Source organism: Streptococcus lishijunsis (assembly GCF_047290665.1).
Taxonomy (GTDB): Bacteria; Bacillota; Bacilli; order Lactobacillales; family Streptococcaceae; genus Streptococcus.
This window is the reverse complement of record NZ_JBLBUC010000020.1, coordinates 1-21,000: the sequence shown is the minus strand read 5'-3', so window position 1 is coordinate 21,000 and position 21,000 is coordinate 1. Positions and strand designations below refer to the sequence as shown.

Below are 21,000 nucleotides of genomic sequence, written 5' to 3'. Positions count from 1 at the left end.
CTTTTTTTGAGCAAATCAAAAGCCCACTTACGCAGGCTTTCGATAATGATATTATTTGACAAAATCAAGAAGTGCTAAGAAGCTGTCAGCTTCAAGTGATGCTCCACCGACAAGCGCTCCGTCAACATCTGGACAAGCCATGTATTCTGCTACGTTTTCAGGTTTCACAGAACCACCGTATTGGATACGGACTTTATCAGCTACTTCTTGACCAAAGTCTGCTGCAACAACGTCACGGACTGTTTTACACATGTGTTGTGCATCGTCTTGAGTTGCTGATTTACCAGTACCGATAGCCCAGATTGGCTCATAAGCGATAACAGCTGATGCTACTTGTTCTGCAGTCAAACCAGCAAGCGCTGCTGATACTTGGCGTCCAACAAACTCAGCCGCTTGACCTGCTTCGTATGTCTCAAGAGACTCACCACAACAGATAATTGGAAGCATACCATTTGCAAAAATAGCTTTTGCTTTTTTGTTGATATCTTCGTCTGTTTCGTGGAAGTAGTCACGACGCTCTGAGTGACCGATCACAACATAATCCACACCCATTTCATTTAATACTTTAGGGCTTGTTTCACCTGTAAAGGCACCTGCATCTTCAAAGTAGCAGTTTTGCGCCGCAACTTTAAGAGATGAGTCTTTAGCAAACCAAAGGAGAGCATTCAAATCAACAGCTGGTGCTGCGATAGCTGCTTCAACAAGGTCTTCTGATGGTAATTTGCCAGCAATAGCTTCCACAAAAGCTTGAGCTTCTTGTGGGTTTTTATTCATTTTCCAGTTACCAGCGATAAATGGTTTACGTGACATTTCACATACCTCTTCTTTTTTTATTTACTTGTTTATTTTATCACATTTTAGGTGTGATTAAAAGATAAAGTCTCACTTTTATGACAATATTGTACTACTCTTCTTTAGCGATGAGGACTTTTCTAGGTTTCGTTCCTTCTGGTGGTCCAATAACCCCTGCTGCTTCTAGCTGCTCCATCAAGCTCGTAGCTCGTGGAAATCCAATCATGAGACGGCGCTGTAACATAGCTGCGCTAGCTTTTTGATTATCAATAACCAAGGCCTTAGCCTCTTCAAAATAATCATCTTCTTGCGCATAATTAGCACCGATATCATGATCAGACACTTCACCAGGGTCAAAACTCTCATCATAGTCTGCCTTAGCTTGATCTTTGATAAAGCTGACAATGCGCTCAACATCATCATCAGAAATAAAAGAGCCTTGCAGACGGACTGGGTGATTTTCATCAATAGGTTTAAACAACATATCACCGCGTCCCAATAACTTCTCAGCGCCATTTTCATCTAAAATGGTACGGCTATCTGTCCCACTTGAGACGGCAAAGGCAACACGTGAGGGAACATTAGCTTTGATTAAACCAGAGATAACATCAACAGATGGCCTTTGTGTCGCTAAAATCATGTGAATGCCTGCGGCACGCGCTTTTTGTCCCAGACGAATAATCGCATCCTCGACTTCCTTACTCGCTACCATCATCAAGTCAGCTAACTCATCAACAATAACAACAATCAAAGGAAGAGGTTGTTCTTTGAGCTCAGACTGAGCATTGTGGGCATCGACCCTAGCATTGTAGCTAGCGATATTACGTACTCCAAAATGGCTAAAGAGTTCATAGCGTTTTTCCATCTCGTCCACAACTTTTTGAAGCGCTCGACTGGCTTTTCGAGGATTGGTCACCACAGGAATCAATAAATGGGGAATGTCATTGTAAACGGATAATTCGACCATTTTAGGATCAATCATCAGAAATTTGACCTGATCTGGTCTAGCTTTCATGAGAATGCTTGAGATAATCCCATTGACCGCGACAGATTTTCCAGAACCAGTAGATCCTGCAACTAGCAAATGGGGCATACGAGCGAGATTAAAGCTTCTAGCACTGCCATTGACAGCTTTTCCAAGAGGCACTTCTAAAAGATTTGTCGGATCTGTCTTTGATTGTTCCCATAATTCACGAAACGAAACCGTCGCAATCTCTGAATTAGGTACTTCTATACCGACCAGAGATTTTCCAGGGATAGGCGCTTCTATACGGACATCCTTAGCCGCTAAAGCTAGTGCTAAATCGTCAGCTAGATTGGAGATACGATTGACCCTGACACCCACAGCGGGCTTGACTTCATACTTGGTGACAGAAGGGCCAATTTCAGCACGCTCCACCTTAACATCAATCCCAAAACTCTTAAAAGTCTCCTCCAGTACACCAATATTTTGTCTGACTAGATGCTTTTCCTTAGATTGATTTTTAGGCTTATCAGGAGCAAACAAGTCAAGGCTTGGTAGCTGATAATGTTTTAGAGCTGGCGTCTCAAAAGAGACCGACACATCTGCGTCATCTGTCTCATCTAAATGATCCATATCATAAACAATCTCTTCAAAAGGCTGATCCTGGCTAGCATCATCATAGTAGCTCTCCTCAGGCGTCTGATAGTCTAAAATCTGTGGCTCATCACTAAAAAGTGATTGCTCAAAAGGTTCTATAGCCCTATCCTCTAAAATTTCACCTGTCTCTAAATCAACAGACAACTCATCTAATCGCTCTTTTTCTGCTTGCTTAGTAGCTTCTGCCAAACGTTTTTGCTCTTTTTGCGCTTCACGCTTCATAAAACGCTTTTGCTTGGCAGCTTCATACTTGAGTGTGAGTTTGTCATAGATTTTATGGGCAAAATCAACAAGGTCATATACATCCCAAGAGCTCATCAAAAAGAGACCTATGGCGATAAACAAACCACCAATCATAAAGGATCCAATATTAGAAAATAAAAACGCTATTGGCTTATAAATAGCTGCACCTAACATGCCGCCACCAACAAAATGCTGGACTTTAAAATGTAGCAAATCACTGCTAATGAGCTTTGCTGTTTGTTCAAAAACCTCCTTGCCACGATTTTCAGGGAGAAAAAAGAGATAAGCATGCCATTCTATCAAAAGCCCAATCATGCTCACCACAAAACCACCTAGAAGGGAGTCATGCTTTTTAACCCAGCGATCAGCAAAGAGATAAACCAATATCGCACCTATCACTAGATAAGCAAGGCTACCAACAACAAAGCGTATCATATTGTAAAGGGTAACTCCAAATGCACCTAAGCGTAATAAAGCACACACAAGCGCAACGATTATAAAACATATGATAAGTGCCCTTTGAAAGGCTTGTTGTTTTTCTTGTTCAGCCTTTGTGGGACGCCTTGTGGTACGTCCTTTCTTTCCTGTTTTTTTCTTTGTTGCCATAATATTTCCTAACTGATAGATATTCTCTTTCATTTTATCATAATTTACAAACTTACAAAAGCCTTGGCTAACTATCCCAAAAAACTAAAAGATTTACTAGGGAATTTAAGCCTTCTATGATACAATGAAGAAAACGAGAAAGGAAGCTCTTATGAAAAAAATCCTCTATCTTGGTATCTTGCTCTTAGTAGGCTCTACGCTAGCAGGATGTCAATCTATTGAACGCCTACTAAAAGGAGATGACTACGTGAATACAAAATTAGCCACCAGCTCTAGTCAAGAAGAAGCAAAAGCTTATCAAAAAGAGCTAGAAAAAGCGCTAAAAGCTGACAAATCTGCCTTTCCCCAACTGACAGATACTGTCTCAAAAGACGAGGCTGAGGTCCTGATGACAACATCACTTGGCGATATTACCATCAAGCTTTTTCCGACCTACGCACCTCTTGCTGTTGAAAATTTTTTAACACACGCCAAAGAAGGTTATTATGACAATCTCACCTTCCACCGTGTGATCAATGATTTTGTCATTCAAGCAGGCGACCCAAATGGTGACGGAACAGGTGGTCAATCCATTTGGCAAGGGGTGGATAGCAGTAAAGATAATGGCTCAGGCTTTAAAAATGAAATTAGTCCCTACCTTTACAATCTTCGAGGTAGTCTAGCTATGGCAAATAGCGGTGCAGATACTAATGGCAGTCAATTTTTCATCAATCAAAATACCTATGATTATGCTTCTAGCCTTAGCTCAAAGACCTATCCAAAAAGTATCATTGAGGCTTATCAAAAAGGGGGTAATCCCGATCTTGACGGAAACTATACTGTCTTTGGACAGGTCGTCTCAGGTATGGATGTTGTCGATCGCATCGCTCAGGTAGAGACCGACAATAGCCATAAACCAACCGACAAAGTGACCATCACCTCAATCAAAATCCTCAAAGATTATAACTTCGACTAATCACTAAAAAACGTCTAGGAAAACCTAGACGTTTTTTCTTATGCTAAGTCTTTTAAGAAAGCTATCAAGGCATGTGCAGAAGCTCGTCCTGCTTCGACAATAAACGTATCAAACGTGATATTAGCATCATGTGCAGCTGTATCACTCATGGCACGCACAACGATAAAGGGACGCTTTGCTACATGAGCAGCTTGTGCAATAGCGGCACCTTCCATCTCAACGGCTAAAACCTCTGGAAAAGCTTCTTTGATAACTGTGATTTTGTCCTCACCCGCAATAAAACTATCTCCTGTCGCAATAAGTCCGATATGGCTTCTTTGATGACTCTTAGCAAGTGCTTTTTGGAAGGTCTCTACAAAAGATTTATCTGCTTCAAAATAAAGAGGTTGCATCGACATTTGCCCATAAGCGTAACCAAAGGCACTCAAATCCACATCGTGATAAACCAATCTGTCGGCTACTACCACATCTCCAATCGCTATGCCGTCTGCTACAGCTCCTGCAGATCCTGTATTGATAATAGCCTCAACTTGAAATCTATCCACCAAAACAGCCACACTCATAGCAGACATGACCTTTCCTACACCAGACTGTACCAAAACAAGCTCATGCTTTTCTAATCTCCCGCTATAGTAGGTCTGTCCTAAATGAATAGACGTCTTTGTATCCTCTAACTGTTCGACTAAAAGGCGCAACTCCTCTTCCATAGCTGCAATAATTCCAATTCTCATCTTACCTCACCAATTAAATACTGCATAAATAAGAGCACATAACAAAAGCAAAACCACCACTAAAATCATATTTAGCTTTCTACGAAAAGCTTTTCGTTTTTCTTGCTCAATACGACGACTTTTATAGATAGGCTGCTCCGTTTTATAAGCTCTATCTTCTGAGGTGTTTTTGGCTTGTTTAGCTTCTTCTATGATGTCATCTGTCAATAAAGGCTTGCCCACTAAGCGTTACCTCCATGATTAAGCGCATAGTATTGAAGCGCTATAATGGTCTTTGCATCGCAAATATCACCCGTTTCAATCAAATTCATACATTCTTGATAAGTCAACTCCAACAACTCAATCACTTCATCTGCATCTTTAGGACGTGGATGAGGAACTTTTTTAAGCTGTGTTGCCAGATAAAGTGTGATATGCTCATTACAAAAACCAATAGCACTATAAAAACGATAAAGTTCTTCTAGCTGTCCTTGATAACCTGTCTCTTCCTCTAACTCACGCTTAGCTGCTTCTAGTTCGCAACCTTTCTCCCCCAATTCTAGCTTGCCTGCTGGAATTTCGTAGGAGACACGCTCAATAGCCTTACGGTATTGCTTGACAAGGATAATCTTATCATCATCTGTGACGGCTAAAACAGCAACAGCCCCCTTGTGAAAAATTAACTCACGTCTCGCTTGCCCCAAACTATTTGGTAGCTCGACGGTATCCAGAGCTACCTCAAAAATCTGTCCCTTAAAAATGGACTTACGTTCTACTGTTTTTTCTTCAAACTCCATAGGACACCTCACTTCTGACAAGGATGATGCGGTTTTGTTTTGGCATAGCCTTCTTTAATAACTTGACGAGCTCGTCCAATAGCTAAGCCATCTTTGGGAATATCATCAGTAATTGTTGAGCCTGCTGCACTAAGAGCGTTGTCACCGATACGAACAGGTGCAATCAAGGTCGAGTGACTACCGACAAAGACATTATCACCAATATGCGTCTCAAATTTATCTTTGCCATCATAATTGACAGTGATAGTACCTGCCCCAAAATTAACGTCTTTTCCAACTGTCGCATTGCCAATGTAAGTCAGATGACCTGCTTTTGTCTTTTCTCCTAAGCGAGATCCTTTAACTTCAACAAAGTTACCAACATGTACCTCTCTATCTAAAATAGAGTCTGGGCGGATATGAGCGTAAGGACCCACACTGACACCTTCTGCTAAAGTAGAAGACTCAATCATCGAGTGCGTAATAACACTGCCATCACCAATGCTCGAATCATAAATAGCTGAACCATTGGTCACTAAGACATGTTTACCGATACGTGTCTTACCTCTCAAAGTGACATTAGCTTCGATGACTGTCTCCTCACCAATCTCCACATCACTGTCAATATAGACAGCACTAGGGTCAACAAAGCTAACACCATTTAGCATATAGTGCTTGGTAAGACGCTCTCTCATTACTTTTTCGGCCACTGACAAGGCCAAACGATCATTGACACCTAGACTTTCGTTAAAATCACGTAACTTATAAGCACCGACCTTTTCACCAGCTTCTTTAAAAATACCAATCACATCAGTCAAGTAATACTCCCCTTGAGCATTGTCTGTATTGATAGCTTTTAAGGCTTCAAATAAGCGGTGATTATCAAAAACATAGGTACCTGTGTTGATTTCTGTGACTTGTTTTTCAAAATCAGTAGCGTCTTTTTCCTCGACAATCTTCATCACTTCTTCGTCAGAATTGCGAATAATGCGTCCATAACCAAAAGGATTGGCCGCTTCAGCTGTGAGGATGGTCGCTACATTTTTATGATTGATATGAAATTCAATCAAACTCTTTAGGCTCTCTCCTGTAATTAAAGGTGTGTCTCCTGCAATTACCAAAGTTTGCCCTTCACAGTCTAAAAGCGTTTCTTTTGCCATCATCACCGCATGACCAGTACCCAGCTGCTCCGTTTGTAGCGCAAACTCAGACTTATCACCCAATACCTCAGCAACAAGCTCTGCCTTATGCCCCACAACTGTCACTGTCTTTTGAGGGGAAATAGCTTCTACACTCCTAAAAACATGCTCCAACATGGTAAGGCCTGCTACTTTATGCATAACCTTTGGCAAATCCGACTTCATACGAGTACCCTTACCCGCTGCTAAAATAATAGCATAATTTGACATAATATCTTCCTTTGTAAATTGTTATCAGCTACTTCATTATAGCATAAAGTCTGTTTTCAAGCAGACTTTTCTTGTCGCCTAGCCCTTTAGACTTTCTTGGGCTTTATCTAGTACATCCATCACCAAGAGACTGTGCTCTAACTGCTTATGTGCCTTTTTAAGGTCATTTTGAGCGATGATAGCTTCAAATACTTCAAATTCAGCATGCATGCGATGATAATCACCATTGTCATTGATGATTTTGGCTGGGCTATCACGGTGAGTCACTGTGATTTGTGGCAAGCTATTGGTTGGCCCTAAAATCGTAATCGTGCCTTTATTGCCTTGAATGGTAGAGGTGATATCGGCACTACAATCTTTAGCACCAATACAGATACACTTAAAGCCCTCATAATCCATCACCAAAACACCTGACGTATCGACTTGTCTTTCGATATTAGGTAAATAAAAGACCGTTTTAGGTGCCCCAAAAAGCCCAACTACCAGATGAATATTATAGATATTAAGGTCTCTAAGAGCGCCTCCTCCCATCTCTGGATTAAAGGCTGGCGCTATATGACCTTGTTTAAAAGCATCATACCGAGACGAATACTGCGAATAATTGCACTCCACAATCTTAACCTCTCCAAGCTCTTGTAAATGCTCTTTGATAGCCTTGGTATTGGGTAAATACTGATTAGTGATTGCCTCTAGTAAGATTAAGCCCTTTTCTTTAGCTAGGGCTGCTAAGTCTTCTAAGTCAGCTTTATGAAGCGTAAATGGCTTTTCACAGATGACGTGTTTACCAGCTAAAAGTGCCTCTTTGGCATAGGCATAGTGGGTGTGATTAGGCGTGCCGATATAGATAGTATCCACCTTGTCATTAGCTAAAATAGTCTGATAATCACTCGTTGCCTGCTCCATATCATAACGCTCACAAAGCGCCTGTGCTTTTTCCAAACTCCTAGGTGTTGATAACACTGCTACCAACTCAATACCCTTGATTTCTCTTAAAACAGGAAGGACTTCCTCAACAATCATACCTGTCCCTAGTAATGCTAATCTCATCGTCTAACTCCTTTTTTCTACCAAAAGAGGTGACACATAGCCACCTAATCTCTTCTTATCAACGATCAGTTATCAAAGCAGCTACCGCAATGACAATCACCGCTCCCAAAATAGAGGGAATAATCGCTATGCCTGCCAACTGAACGCCCCAACTACCAAATAACCTTTGACCGATAAAAGCACCCAAAAGACCTGCAATGGTATTCCATAAACAGCCCATTGTGTGATTTTTGCCAGCTACCATACTTGCCAACCAGCCAATCAAAGCACCAACGATTAGTGAACCTATCATAAGCTCTCCTTTTTCAAAGATATAACAGTCCGATTATATCACGATAGCGTTTTTTTGACAAAACATTACTGCAAAAAAAAGACTAGCCAAGCTAGTCTTTTGATGTGTCTAAATAAACTTAGATGCCCCACGCACCAAATCCTGATGCATTGTAAGCACGGATTGCTGCTTGGATTTGAGCTTCAACACTAGACGTATCACCCCAGATTGGCATCGTTTGGAAGAGCCCTGACGCTCCTGAAGGATTGTAGGCATTGACATTACCATTTGACTCTTTGGCAATGATGTATTCCCATGTTGCCGCACTAGTACCAGTTGCAGCAGCTACTTGTGCTGCTGCATAGGCACCTGTACTACCTGCTGTATTACCATTTGCAAGGGTTACATTTGACGAATAATTGCTATAATCTGTCGTTGCTTGTGATACTGGTGCTTGACTTTCACTAGCAGTAGCTACTTGTGTGTCTCCTTCACCATCAAGTTCTAGTACTTGACCTACATGAATCAAGTGAGCATTGGTTAAGTTATTAAGGCTAACCAACTTTTCAACGCTTGTATTGTGGTTAAGCGCAATAGCTGATAGCGTATCACCAGATTGAACGGTATAGCTGTCTGCACTAGCTGCTACACCAACAGTGGCTAAACCAAGAATACCTGCTAATGTTAATAATTGTACTTTCAATTTATGTGTCATGATGTCTCCTTTATATTCTTGCCTGTGTACTATCTGATTAAGACGGTAAGGCGTCTTTTGGCAAGCTATTTAGTTCGCTAGACTAAGCCAACGACTTTTTATATGATACACGCTTTCTATGACAAGCAAGTTAGGCTTTGGTAACATTGATGACAGATAGATTGACTTTTATAGACGTTTTAGGTGACAATAGTCAAAAAGCTACGCCAAGCGTAGCTTTCATCACTTTTAGTAAGGAACCACAGACAAAATACCCTTATCATATTCTGCCAAAAAGATATTAGAAGGGTCATCATAGCCCTCTTTTGCCAATTGTTCCAAAAGCCAGTCAGCATCTTTATCCATATCTTCTAGCATATCTTGCTGGATAACACCATCTGTAATGAGAGGAAATTTAGGATTTTCCTCACCTGATTGCACCACAATCAATTGACCATTTTGCTCTAAAACGGCACGTTTGACAGACTTGATATGAAAAACACCTTGTGCACGTAACTTTAAGGTCAAATCAGATGCCGATAAGCCTGCTAGACGACAAGCTTCAACATCTAGCTTACCTCTTTTAATCAAAATACTAGGCTGTCCATCCACAAAACGCTTAACCAAAAGATTATGCGTTTTGAGCCATTTGAGCAGTAAGACTAAAACAGTCCAAATCAACAAGATAATGGTGTACTGTAAAATCGTAATAGACGGACTATAAATCACACCACCAATGATACCACCCAGCACATAGTTTTGAATCTGATCACTAGCTGAATTGGGTGCTAGATTACTTTTCCCCGAGATATTGATAACAATAATCAGGGTCAACAGGCCTAGCGCCAGCTTTAAGCCGACATCAATATAAGATAAAGTCATGAACCCACCTCCACAAGTTCGACATCCGAACGATACATTTCTATTTTTTCAAGTAGATAACTGTCTTGACTGCTACCTTCAATAGCACGGTAAAATTGCCCATCCACATAAACAATAGCACCATCAGTAGCCGCTGAGGTATTAACGTAAACCTCTGATTTATCAACCTCAAGCTGACTAGAGACCATCTCAATAAAATGTAAGGAGGTCCTGTATTGATTGTCTGATGCCTGATTGGCTTGAAAGCCACTAATAGTAATCAAAAGAGTAGCTATCAGCGACAAGACTAAAATAATAACCAACTCTCTATATTTGCTATCTTTTTGATTGCGATAAGCCTTGATAGAGACAGTGATAATCCCCACTAACAAAGCGGATAATAGTCCCATCAAAAGCCAGTTGGACTGGCTAATCTGACTAAGGACATAATCATAAGAATAAAATGCCATCTTATTTTCCTTTTTCTAAACTATTTTAAACTCCAACCACCATCAATCGTGATAATCTCCCCTTGAAGCGCACGCGCTTTTCCAGATGTAAGAAATACCGTCAAATCAGCCACCTCGCTAGCTTCTATCCAGCGCTTAATCGGCGTCTCATTGGCTACCCAATCCGCTAGCCCTCCAGGTTGAAAATCACTAGCTGTCATACCTGTCTTGACAGCTCCAGGAGCAATCCCAAAGACCTGTATGCCTTCTTTGGCATAGTCTAGCGCTAATTGCTTGGTGAAGCCAGCTAGAGCGTGCTTACTGGTCGTATAGTCAGAGCCACCCCCACCAGCCAAAGTGCTAGCAATAGAGCACATAGTGATGATAATCCCTTCTTGTCTTTCTAGCATCTTAGGCAGGTAAAAACGTGTCAAAGCAATGGGTGCTAGAAGATTAACGGCTAGCAGCTGCTCCAAATCTCTCTCATTACTGTCTAATAACGGCTTGTAATCATCAAGTATCCCTGCCGTTAGCAACAAAACCTCAACCTCATCACACCAACTAAATAAGGGCTCTAAATCACGTGTCACGTCTAAGCGTAAAAAATGAAAATCCCCCACTAAATCAGGCTTTTGAGCCTTATCAACACCATAAACGACAAATCCTTCCTTTAGCAAAGCTTTTGCTTGCGCATAACCAATACCTGACGAAACCCCTGTCACTAATGCACGCTTAAGCATCCACTTCAACCCAATCTGTCGCTAAAATGTCACAAGGTGTCGGACTCCACATCGAAAAGCCCTCACCTTCTCCAGACACATGAATTAAAAAGTAGGGTGTCACTTCTAACTCTTGGTCAGCCACACTGATCTGGTCAAATAACTGAACATAATTTTCCGCTCCAGACCAACCTGTACGGACATATTTTTTCTTGGCTTTAAGCCCTGGTAAAATCTCTTCAAATGTCATAATAAACCTCATTTCTATTTCTAAGCATCTAACATGCCTGCCTGCAGACGATACATCCGCTGATAAACACCAGCTTTTTTTAGGAGCTCTTCATGTGTCCCCTGCTCAATAATCTTACCCTTATCAAGAACATAAATACAATCGGCATCTTGAATCGTTGATAATCGGTGAGCAATCGCAATCGTCGTTCTACCTTGTCTCATCTTGGCTAGAGAGCTTTGGACCAACTGCTCTGTGTTAGAGTCGATATTAGCTGTCGCTTCATCTAAGATTAGAATCTTTGGCTTTGCTGCGATTGTTCGTGCAAATGCCAACAATTGACGCTGACCTGTTGAAAAGCTCTCTCCTCGCTCGCTAACAGGATGCTGATAGCCCCCTTCTAGCTGCTCAATAAAATGAGACGCATCAACAAATTCGGCTGCTTTTTGCACCTCCTCATCACTAAGATGCTGATACATCTTGATGTTAGAAGCCACAGTACCATGATAGATAAAAGGCTCTTGTAGCACCAAGCCAATAGAGTGTCTTAGCTCACTTATAGGGTATTGTTTGATATCCTCTCCATCAATAGTTATTTTTCCTGATGAAAAGTCATAAAAACGCATAAAAACATTGATAATAGAGGATTTTCCTGACCCTGTCGCCCCTACAAAAGCAATCGTCTCACCTTTTTTGACCTCAAAGGAAATATCGTCTAAGATAGGGTGTTTACCATCATAGCTAAAACTAACATGCTCAAAACGAATATGACCTTCTTTGATAGTCTTATCGTTTTCCTCTTGTTTTGGCTCATACTCTCTAGCATCTATCAAATCAAACACACGCCCTGCTGACACCATTGAGGTTTGCAAGGTCGAAAAGTTTTGTGTCACCTCAATCAAAGGATCAAATAAACGATTGATGTATTGGATAAAAGCATACATCACCCCTGCTGAGATACCTAAACGCATCCCCCTTATCCCAAAATAAGACATCAAAACACCATAAGCTAGCAGTTTTAACAGTGACATAGCTGGGCGTAAAAAGAGGCTATCTAGTTGCATAGATCGCTTAGCATAAACGACATGCTCTTCATTGATGGCTTCAAATTCAGCTAACAGACGCTTTTCTTGACCAAACGCTTGAACAATTTTGATCCCTTCTATACTCTCTGAGAGCTTACTATTGATATCACCAAGTAACTCTCTTGTTTTGGTAATAACATTGACCGAAAGCTTGCGATAGGCATTCACTAATAGAAAAATCAATGGTAGGAAAAGAACGATCAATAGCGTCAAACGACTATCTAAAAGAAGCATAGTGTATAAGGTCGTCGTAAAGATAAAGATAGCCGTCACAAAACTCGCCAAAAGCCCTGAAAACATATCACTAATAGTCTCTGTATCATTGGTGATACGAGAGACTATCGCTCCTGCTGGTGTCTTGTCAAAATAGGACATCCCAAGCCTTTGCATATTGGAAAAAGCATCATAGCGAATATCTCTGACAATCTGATACGACACGCGCCCAAAAAAGAGATTCCCAAAATAAGCGATAATAGCTTGAAGGATATACATCATATAATAGCCCAACAATAAAAGCATGGCTGTTTGATTGATCTGATCAAGATAATGGTCAATAAAATGCGATGCTATCAGTGGAATAATGCTCTTTAGTACAGTCGTTAATAGTAATAACGTCAAAGCTAGAGCTGTCAGCCACTTATAGGGGCGTAAATAGCCAAGTAGTCGCTTAAAAATCTGCCATTGTGTTTTATGAGACATCGCCATCCTCCATTTCTAATTGCTGAGAGGCATAGGTCTTGGCATACCAACCATCATGCTTAAGAAGCTCCTCATGTGTCCCACGCTCCACAATATGCCCATCTTCTAAGACAATAATGACATCTGCATGGACAACCGCTGACAAACGATGAGCCGTGATGAGCGTTGTCTGATCCTTTCTTAGCTCCTTAAGCTGCTCAATGATGGCATGCTCTGTCTTAGCATCAACTGCCGATAAAGAATCATCCAAAATCAAAATATCTGGATCCAAAATCATGGCACGGCTAATTGCAATACGCTGTTTTTGCCCACCTGACAAGCTCACCCCTTTTTCACCCAAAATAGTCTCAAAACCATCTGGCATACGCATAATATCCTCATATACTTGCGCTTGCTGACTAGCTTTGATAACAGCATCCTTTGATAGACTGACATCTCCAAAGCGGATATTATCTAAAATAGATGTCGCAAATAAAAACTGATCTTGAGGGACATAGCCTATCAAAGAGCGGAGGTCTGATAGACGGTATTGACTCAGATGATGTTGATTCAGTGAGATGAAACCTTGGTTGATATCATGTTGACGTAATAACAAGCGAAGCAAGGTGGTCTTTCCAGAGCCTGTCTGACCAACTATACCTAGTGTCTGTCCTTTCTTTAGCTCAAAGTGAATATCAGATAAGATCGTCTTGTCCTCATAAGCAAAACGCTCAATAGCATAGACCAAATCGCCATTTTCAACAGTCTCTAAGGCAACCTCTGGCTCTATCAAATCAGACTCTTCAGCTAATAAGGTCTCTATCCTATGATAAGACACACTGCCTCGCTGAATCATATTAAACAAAAAACCAACTGCCTGTAAAGGCCACACTAACATGTCTAAGTAGGTCACAAACGTCACTAAATTTCCTACAGTTACTTGACCTTGTCGCACCATAAGTGCTCCCACAAATAAGGTTAAGACATAAGATGCACCGATAAAAAGTAGTACCAAGGGATCAAACATCACATCATAGCGCATAGTGGTCATATTTTTACGAAAGGTCATATCATTGACCTCTTGAAAGGAGGCTATCTCCTCTTTTTGATAACCAAAAGACTTTGTCACTTTGATACCTGATACACTTTCTTGGACTTTATTATTTAAAGCTGAAAAAGCCGCTTGCGACGCTTTAAAACTCTCATGTGTCTTTCTACCCAAACGGCTTGTCGCATAAGCCATAAAAGGCAAGGGAATAATCGCAATGACAGTCATCTGCCAAGATATGGTCACTAGCATGGTTATCAAGGTCACCAAAGCTGTGATAGACGCATCAACAGCAGACATGACACCAGCTCCTGCTAGCCGTGTTAGGGAGGTAATGTCATTGGTCGCGTGCGCCATCAAATCACCCGTCCGATAACGCTCATAAAAGCTCGGTGGCATTTGTGTAAAATGCTCAAACAAGCGATAGCGCATAATCTGTCCCAAACGATAAGAAGTTCCCAAAATATACATACGCCAAATATAGCGTAAGCCATACATCGCCAAAGCCGCCATAATCAAATAAAAACCATTTAATAACAACTCTGGTGTTGTCAGCTCTTTTTGTGTGATAGCATCAATCACTTCGCCCATAATTTTAGGGGGAATAAGATTAAGTAGAGCTACTAAACTTAGTGAGATAATACCGATAAGATAGCGTTTTTTCTCCAAACGAAAAAACCACCACAATCGTCTGATAATAGACATAGTCTCCTCCTTTTTCAATTCCTCTTATGATACAATGTTAAGACTTATTTGACAAGTATATCGCCCATAGCAAAAACAGTTGTTAAAAGCAACTGTTTTAAAGCTTATTTACCAAATGAGTAAGTCTCTTAAACGTCCAGTAAGCAAAGACTCCTCCTAATGTATTGGTCCAGAGATCATCTACTTCAAATACACGATTCGCATGCCATAAGATATCAATCAGCAGTTGTGTGCATTCGATGCTCAAGCTAATCATAAAAGCTAGAAAAAGACTAGGCTTAGCACTACGCCACTGGGGTTGCCACAATAATATGCCAAATAGCAAAGGATACAATAAAAAGATGTTGGCTATATTTTGCCCAAGGACCCAGATAAGTTGCTCAAGGCTGGTTATCTCACCTAAGCTCACTAAGGAATTAAAAGGCACCCAAAGAAAAACCATAGGACCTACATAGACAATATTAGGTGTCTCAACACCACTTGGAGAGCTATGTTGTGGACCAAAGCACATATAAATAAGAAAACCGATATAGACCAACAAACATCCCTGTACTAGCTTCTTAGCTTTGGGTGTTAGATTTAGCTTTTCGTCAGCAAACCACCACGTCATAAAAGAATTCATCAGGATCTCTCCGCTTGTTTTGCCTTATCTTGTTTCATAGTATTAGAGCGCAACTGACCACAAGCTGCATCAATATCGGTACCATGCTCTTGACGAACGACACAATTAACACCATTTTGTTTAAGAACATCATAAAATGCAGCCACGCGCTCTTTAGGACTTCTGCTATACTGATCGTGTTCAGATACAGGATTATAAGGAATCAAGTTGACATATGACAGTTTACGGATATCTTTTGTCAAGGCAGCCAATTCTCTAGCCTGTTCTTCACCGTCATTGACCTGATTAAGCATGATATACTCAAAGGTGACACGGCGATTCGTTTTCTCAATGTAGTATTTAATCGCATCAAATAATCTCTCCAATGGAAATGAGCGATTGATACGCATGATGCTGGAGCGTAAGTCATTATTTGGCGCATGAAGCGATACAGCAAGATTAACTTGGACACCTTCATTAGCAAAGTCACGAATTTTAGGCGCTAAACCTGATGTTGATACCGTGATATGTCTTGCACCGATAGCTAATCCCTTGTCTTCATTGATTGTTTTTAGAAACTTCATGACATTATCATAATTATCAAAAGGTTCTCCAATTCCCATGACAACCACATGACTGACACGCTCATCATAACCACGCTCATCAAAATACTTCTGAACTAACATAATCTGAGCAGTGATTTCACCACTAGTCAAATCGCGTTGCTTTTTAATCAAGCCACTCGCACAAAAAGTACAGCCGATATTACAGCCGACTTGAGTGGTCACACAAACAGACAAGCCATAATGCTGGCGCATCAAAACAGTCTCAATCAGCATGCCATCAGGCAACTCAAATAAATACTTCACCGTACCATCAGCAGATTCTTGAGCGATACGTTGCTTTAGTGGATTTACACAAAATGCTTCCGCAAGTAGTGCCAACAAAGGTTTTGAGAGATTGGTCATTTCTTCAAATGATTGGACTCGTTTTCGATAAAGCCAATCCCAAATCTGACTAGCACGAAAAGGTTTTTGCCCCTTCTCAATTAGCCAATCTGTCAACTCATCACGTGTCAATCCATAAATAGACGGTTTCATATCCTGTCTCACAGCAATTGCTGCGTCCTTTCTAACCCCTTATTGTTTTTTTCGAATGACAAAATGCTGCTTAGCTTCCTTAACCTCACGGTCTTCTAGACGACGCTTACGTTTAGTCTCTTGTCGCTCGTTATCCCTACGCTTTTTAGGCTTGTTGTAAGCTTTAGGGGACCGATTTTTAGCAGATTTTGCTTTACGCTTTTTACGATACCCCTTTTCTTCCTCATAGCTAATCTCCTGCGGATTTGGGTTTTCTAAGATAAAATAAGCACAACCGAACTGACAATATTCTAGCAAATAATCCTCTAGGTAGTTAATTTGACTGTATTTTTTGCCCTTGCGCTTATCCTTGTAAAACCCTTTGAGTCGTAGCTGCTCACCACCCCAATCTCCGACAATATAGTCATATTTGAGTAAAATATCAGAAAAACGCTGACTAAACACCTTAGCATCAAAACCATCTTTCACGTCTTCAACTAAAAGAAACTGATAGTCTTGGCTTTGTACCTTCTGATCTAGGCGGACAAAGTCAGGGCCTGGGAATTTATTGTAATTATAGAGTTCAGGTGAGATGTCCTTACGCATAAGACTCCTTTCTTAGCAATGACTTTTTAAGACATTATCTTTTATTATAACAATTCTAACTTCTATTCTCAATCCCAAGTCTGTGATTTTTCCTCTTGAAAAGCCATGATAAATACCATGGCTTCCATCACCTTACTTGGTCTCTTTGAGATAAGCAATCGCCTCTTCAACAGACCTAACAGGGACAATTGTCATATCTGTCCCTATCTCCTTAGCCGCTTGTTTGGCTTCTTCATAGTTAGTCACAGCCTTTGGATTGGCTTTTTTAGTTGCCTCATCGACAGGATTGTTGGGAACAAAGAAAATCTGAGCTCCAGCTTGAGCTGCTGAGATGACTTTGAGCCCTGCTCCACCGATATCACCGACAGACCCATCTGATTCAATAGTTCCTGTTCCTGCGATAATACGCCCTTTGCGTAAATCCTCACCAGACACTTGATCATAAATAGACAAGGTAAACATTAAGCCTGCACTAGGACCTCCCACACCATCAATATTAAAAGCTACTTTGACAGGTGAATTGACCTCAGTATGATCAGTCAGCCCAATACCAATGCCATTTTTACCATTGCTAAGAGGCACTATCTTTCCAGTCGCTTCTTTTTCGTTACCGTCTGACACATAGTTAATCGTTACCTTATCGCCCAAGCTCAAGCCTGTGACATAATCCACCAAATCACTAGAGCTGCTAAACGATTTTCCATTAACTTTTGTAAGAGTATCGGCAATCTGAAGCACATCTTTAAACGTGGAATTATTAGCGACATTCAAGACATATACACCCTTATAATCCATACTCACGTCTTTACCAGCGAGCTTTAAAGCTTGATAAATAGCAGTATTTTGTGAGCTTTCCATATAAAACTGATTGATACGGTTAAAATCATCATTGCTATAACCACCAGTTGTAGCTTCCTTGGTCTCTATGATCATATGAGGCGTCAGATAAGCATATAAGAGCTGTGCTAAACTCGCTTGTACAACCCCCACTGCCACAAATTGGTACGAACCTTTTCCTTTATCTTCTTTCCCATCTACACTCAAAACAGACTTGATATCAAAAGAACCACCTGGCATCTCCACATAGTAAGGCAAAGGGACAAATAAGCTAAAAAGTACTATTACAATACTGATAATCCCTATCAACCACCATTTTAGTTTTTGCCACCGTGTTTTTGTCGTTACTTTTTTAGTCATTGATGTCCTTTCTCCAACTCTAATAACACACTTTCAGGAACAAATGGGCTAATATCCACACCAAAATGTAGCAATTCTCGAACCCGACTAGAGCTAATATAAGCCAACTCAGGCTTTGTTAATAAAAAAACTGTCTCTAGCTCTTGGGCTAAATGGTGATTGTAAAAAGCTAAATCAGCTTCATAATCCAAATCTTTAGCATTACGTAAGCTCCTTACCAAATGCGTCACACCGACTTGTCTAGCTAAGGTCACCGTTAAAACGTCGTTTGCCATAATCACCTCGACATTATCGAGTCCTCTTAGAGCCCCTTGTAACATCTTAACACGCTGTTCAAAACTAAAATAGCCTTCTTTTTCCACATTATGCAAAATGCCAACATACAGTTTCTCAAACAAAGAAGAACTACGCCTGATAATATCTAAATGCCCTTTTGTCACAGGGTCAAAAGACCCACTAAATAACCCAATTGTTTTAGTCATCTCCATCTCCATTATGATATAAGCACAACAGTCCAATAATCAAACACCAAGCTAAAACAGACATTGACGTGATACCATGTAGTAAGACTAGCACTAAGAGCCAGATAAGGATAAATACCCCCATCAATAAAAAGAAGGGTTGCTTGCTACGAGACAGAGCGAAAGCCCCTTCTTTATTTTTTAACCCAAAACGCCTAAAATAGTCCTTTAAATAGCGTAAATGATACAGCACAACTAACATTACCACCACACCCACAATCAAAACGATTAGCCGTCGCGTCATCATAAGCTCCTATCTCACATAAACTGTGACCTTACTAATACCATAAACCTTTTGTTTCCAAATACCAAAAGCAGCAATCTCCTCAGGCAAGTCAACTGCCTTATCTGTCTCACAGACAATCATGACATCTCTTGCCAAAAGACTGCGCTCTTCTAGCTGATGGATATGCTTGACGATTTCTTCCTTGGCATAGGGAGGGTCTAAAAACACCAAGTCAAATGTGCCCTGCAATTGATCTAAAGCACGATTAGCATCCATCTTCATCAAATGGAAACACTCATTAGCCTTAGTCATTGCGATATTTTCTAAGATAATGGCTTGCGCCTTACGGTCACGCTCCACTAAGACTGCCTCACGCATACCACGTGAAATAGCCTCAATAGCCAAACTACCACTTCCTGAAAACAAATCTAAAACACGACCCTCTTCAAAATAAGGGCCTATCATATTAAACATCGCCCCCTTAACCTTGTCAGTTGTTGGGCGTGTTGTCTGCCCTTTCAAGGTCTTCAGAGGACGCCCTCCAAATATTCCTGATACTACTCTCATATTACCCATTATAGCAAATTTTTCCTAGCCTTGCATACATTCTCATCACATAACCTACACAAAAAACTGACCCTAAGGTCAGTCTCTTACAAAATATTACTATATGTTTCCACAATTTCTTGCGGCCATACGCTAGATTGCACTTCGCCGATGTGTTTTTTACGCAATAAAAACATCGCCAAACGGGATTGGCCAATACCGCCACCTATCGTCAGTGGGAAAAAGCCTTTCAGTAAAGTGCGATGCCACTCAAGCTTAAGGCACTCTTCATCTCCTGTAATCACGACTTGCCTACGAAGAGCATCCTCATCCACACGAATACCCATTGAGGACAATTCAAAAGCACTTCCTAGCACATCATTCCATACTAAAATATCACCATTTAAGCCTTTATAGCCCTCTTCAGACTCACTAGTCCAGTCATCATAATCAGGAGAGCGTCCATCATGAGGTTTGCCATCAGCCAACTCCCCACCAATACCTATCAAAAAAACAGCTCCATATTCTTTACAGATAGCATTTTCACGCTCTTTAGGGGTTAAATCAGGATAACGTGCCACCAAATCTTCTGTATGGACAAACGTGATCTGCTTAGGCAAAACAGACTCAATATCAAAACGAGCCTCAACAGCTAATTCCGTCAAACGAATCGCCTTATAAATCTTCTCAACAGTCTCTTTCAAGTAAGCTAAATTACGCTGACCATCTGGAATCACCTTTTCCCAGTCCCACTGATCGACATAAACAGAGTGCGTCTGATCTAGTGAGTCCTCATCAGGACGAAGAGCCTTCATATGAACAAATAGACCCTCACCTTCATTGAAACCAAACCTTGCTAAAGTATGACGTTTCCATTTAGCTAAAGAATGAACCACCTCATACTCTGCTTCTGGGATTTGCAACACCTTAACAGACACAGGATTCTCAATACCAGATAAGTTATCTTGCATTCCATCACCAACCTGACTCAAGATAGGTCCTTGTACTTCAACAATCTCAAGTTTATCAATCAAATATTGTGTAAAAGTGTTTTTAACAAAAGAAATTTCTTGTTGTTGATGAATAAAACTTTTTTTCATACTCTTATGCTCCTTTTAGCAAATCATCCTATCGCTTAGTCAATAATAGAACTATTATACACCTATTTTCATAAATTGAAAAGTCTTTTTTGAATGTTTTGACAATTCTATTTTGCTATCTCACTGTATCACAAAAAAGAGGAAACATATTGTTTCCTCTTTTTCTTATCTTACAGTCCGTACGGGATTCGAACCCGTGTTACCGCCGTGAAAAGGCGGTGTCTTA

24 protein-coding genes are annotated in these 21,000 nt (G+C 40.7%); 1 reads left to right on the top strand and 23 read right to left on the bottom strand.

Annotation, left to right across the window (positions count from 1 at the left end):
* Positions 1-51: 51 nt before the first annotated feature.
* The gene (tpiA, locus tag ACLN19_RS07550; RefSeq protein ID WP_413384943.1) at positions 52-810 is read right to left on the bottom strand and encodes a triose-phosphate isomerase; all 759 of its coding nucleotides are present in this window, start codon (positions 808-810) and stop codon (positions 52-54) included.
* 94 nt (positions 811-904) lie between these two features.
* Positions 905-3,262 carry an FtsK/SpoIIIE family DNA translocase gene (locus tag ACLN19_RS07545; RefSeq protein WP_413384941.1) on the bottom strand — a complete coding sequence of 786 codons (2,358 nt, stop codon included), beginning with the start codon at positions 3,260-3,262 and terminating at the stop codon, positions 905-907.
* Between the two features lie 151 nt (positions 3,263-3,413).
* Between ACLN19_RS07545 and ACLN19_RS07540 the strand changes: the two genes are divergently transcribed.
* Positions 3,414-4,217, top strand: a complete 804-nt coding sequence (locus tag ACLN19_RS07540; protein ID WP_413384939.1) for a peptidylprolyl isomerase — start codon at positions 3,414-3,416, stop codon at positions 4,215-4,217.
* A gap of 38 nt (positions 4,218-4,255) precedes the next feature.
* On the opposite strand, the gene ACLN19_RS07535 is transcribed toward ACLN19_RS07540, so the two are convergent.
* From ACLN19_RS07535 to asnA, 21 genes are all read right to left on the bottom strand, one after another.
* Entirely contained in the window at positions 4,256-4,948 is a 693-nt protein-coding gene (locus tag ACLN19_RS07535; protein ID WP_413384937.1) for a 5'-methylthioadenosine/adenosylhomocysteine nucleosidase, read from the bottom strand.
* A gap of 6 nt (positions 4,949-4,954) precedes the next feature.
* On the bottom strand, positions 4,955-5,170 hold the full coding sequence (gene macP / locus ACLN19_RS07530) for a cell wall synthase accessory phosphoprotein MacP (protein ID WP_413384935.1): 216 nt from the start codon (positions 5,168-5,170) through the stop codon (positions 4,955-4,957).
* Positions 5,170-5,724: an NUDIX hydrolase gene (locus tag ACLN19_RS07525; protein WP_413384933.1), complete on the bottom strand. Its 555-nt coding sequence runs from the start codon at positions 5,722-5,724 to the stop codon at positions 5,170-5,172. Before ACLN19_RS07525 ends, macP begins: the two co-directional genes overlap by 1 nt.
* Positions 5,725-5,732: 8 nt before the next feature.
* Positions 5,733-7,112, bottom strand: a complete 1,380-nt coding sequence (glmU, locus tag ACLN19_RS07520) for a bifunctional UDP-N-acetylglucosamine diphosphorylase/glucosamine-1-phosphate N-acetyltransferase GlmU (RefSeq protein ID WP_413384931.1) — start codon at positions 7,110-7,112, stop codon at positions 5,733-5,735.
* Positions 7,113-7,190: 78 nt separating this feature from the next.
* Positions 7,191-8,159 carry a Gfo/Idh/MocA family protein gene (locus ACLN19_RS07515; protein WP_413384929.1) on the bottom strand — a complete coding sequence of 323 codons (969 nt, stop codon included), beginning with the start codon at positions 8,157-8,159 and terminating at the stop codon, positions 7,191-7,193.
* 58 nt (positions 8,160-8,217) lie between these two features.
* Positions 8,218-8,451 carry a GlsB/YeaQ/YmgE family stress response membrane protein gene (locus ACLN19_RS07510; protein WP_413384927.1) on the bottom strand — a complete coding sequence of 78 codons (234 nt, stop codon included), beginning with the start codon at positions 8,449-8,451 and terminating at the stop codon, positions 8,218-8,220.
* A gap of 118 nt (positions 8,452-8,569) precedes the next feature.
* Positions 8,570-9,145, bottom strand: a complete 576-nt coding sequence (locus tag ACLN19_RS07505; protein ID WP_413384925.1) for a LysM peptidoglycan-binding domain-containing protein — start codon at positions 9,143-9,145, stop codon at positions 8,570-8,572.
* 228 nt (positions 9,146-9,373) lie between these two features.
* Positions 9,374-10,006: a DUF421 domain-containing protein gene (locus tag ACLN19_RS07500; RefSeq protein WP_413384922.1), complete on the bottom strand. Its 633-nt coding sequence runs from the start codon at positions 10,004-10,006 to the stop codon at positions 9,374-9,376.
* A complete protein-coding gene (locus ACLN19_RS07495) occupies positions 10,003-10,455 on the bottom strand; it encodes a DUF3290 family protein (RefSeq protein ID WP_413384920.1) in 453 nt (150 codons plus the stop codon). Before ACLN19_RS07495 ends, ACLN19_RS07500 begins: the two co-directional genes overlap by 4 nt.
* 20 nt (positions 10,456-10,475) lie before the next feature.
* On the bottom strand, positions 10,476-11,174 hold the full coding sequence (locus tag ACLN19_RS07490; RefSeq protein ID WP_413384918.1) for a 3-oxoacyl-ACP reductase: 699 nt from the start codon (positions 11,172-11,174) through the stop codon (positions 10,476-10,478).
* The gene (locus tag ACLN19_RS07485) at positions 11,167-11,403 is read right to left on the bottom strand and encodes a DUF2829 domain-containing protein (protein ID WP_413384916.1); all 237 of its coding nucleotides are present in this window, start codon (positions 11,401-11,403) and stop codon (positions 11,167-11,169) included. The genes ACLN19_RS07490 and ACLN19_RS07485 overlap by 8 nt, the downstream gene beginning before the upstream one ends.
* A gap of 20 nt (positions 11,404-11,423) precedes the next feature.
* Positions 11,424-13,166: an ABC transporter ATP-binding protein gene (locus ACLN19_RS07480; protein WP_413384914.1), complete on the bottom strand. Its 1,743-nt coding sequence runs from the start codon at positions 13,164-13,166 to the stop codon at positions 11,424-11,426.
* A complete protein-coding gene (locus ACLN19_RS07475; protein WP_413384912.1) occupies positions 13,156-14,898 on the bottom strand; it encodes an ABC transporter ATP-binding protein in 1,743 nt (580 codons plus the stop codon). The genes ACLN19_RS07480 and ACLN19_RS07475 overlap by 11 nt, the downstream gene beginning before the upstream one ends.
* A gap of 97 nt (positions 14,899-14,995) precedes the next feature.
* Positions 14,996-15,520: a VanZ family protein gene (locus tag ACLN19_RS07470; protein WP_413384910.1), complete on the bottom strand. Its 525-nt coding sequence runs from the start codon at positions 15,518-15,520 to the stop codon at positions 14,996-14,998.
* Positions 15,520-16,599, bottom strand: a complete 1,080-nt coding sequence (gene rlmN / locus ACLN19_RS07465; RefSeq protein WP_413384908.1) for a dual-specificity RNA methyltransferase RlmN — start codon at positions 16,597-16,599, stop codon at positions 15,520-15,522. Before rlmN ends, ACLN19_RS07470 begins: the two co-directional genes overlap by 1 nt.
* 39 nt (positions 16,600-16,638) lie before the next feature.
* A complete protein-coding gene (locus ACLN19_RS07460; RefSeq protein WP_413384906.1) occupies positions 16,639-17,184 on the bottom strand; it encodes a YutD family protein in 546 nt (181 codons plus the stop codon).
* A 132-nt stretch (positions 17,185-17,316) separates the two neighbouring features.
* The gene (locus ACLN19_RS07455) at positions 17,317-18,381 is read right to left on the bottom strand and encodes a SepM family pheromone-processing serine protease (RefSeq protein WP_413384904.1); all 1,065 of its coding nucleotides are present in this window, start codon (positions 18,379-18,381) and stop codon (positions 17,317-17,319) included.
* On the bottom strand, positions 18,378-18,863 hold the full coding sequence (gene coaD, locus ACLN19_RS07450; RefSeq protein WP_413384902.1) for a pantetheine-phosphate adenylyltransferase: 486 nt from the start codon (positions 18,861-18,863) through the stop codon (positions 18,378-18,380). Before coaD ends, ACLN19_RS07455 begins: the two co-directional genes overlap by 4 nt.
* Complete coding sequence (locus ACLN19_RS07445; RefSeq protein WP_413384900.1) at positions 18,856-19,146, bottom strand: hypothetical protein; 291 nt, start codon at positions 19,144-19,146, stop codon at positions 18,856-18,858. The genes coaD and ACLN19_RS07445 overlap by 8 nt, the downstream gene beginning before the upstream one ends.
* 9 nt (positions 19,147-19,155) lie before the next feature.
* Entirely contained in the window at positions 19,156-19,704 is a 549-nt protein-coding gene (gene rsmD, locus ACLN19_RS07440) for a 16S rRNA (guanine(966)-N(2))-methyltransferase RsmD (protein ID WP_413384898.1), read from the bottom strand.
* 77 nt (positions 19,705-19,781) lie between these two features.
* Positions 19,782-20,774, bottom strand: a complete 993-nt coding sequence (asnA, locus tag ACLN19_RS07435; RefSeq protein WP_413384896.1) for an aspartate--ammonia ligase — start codon at positions 20,772-20,774, stop codon at positions 19,782-19,784.
* Between the last annotated feature and the right edge of the window lie 226 nt (positions 20,775-21,000).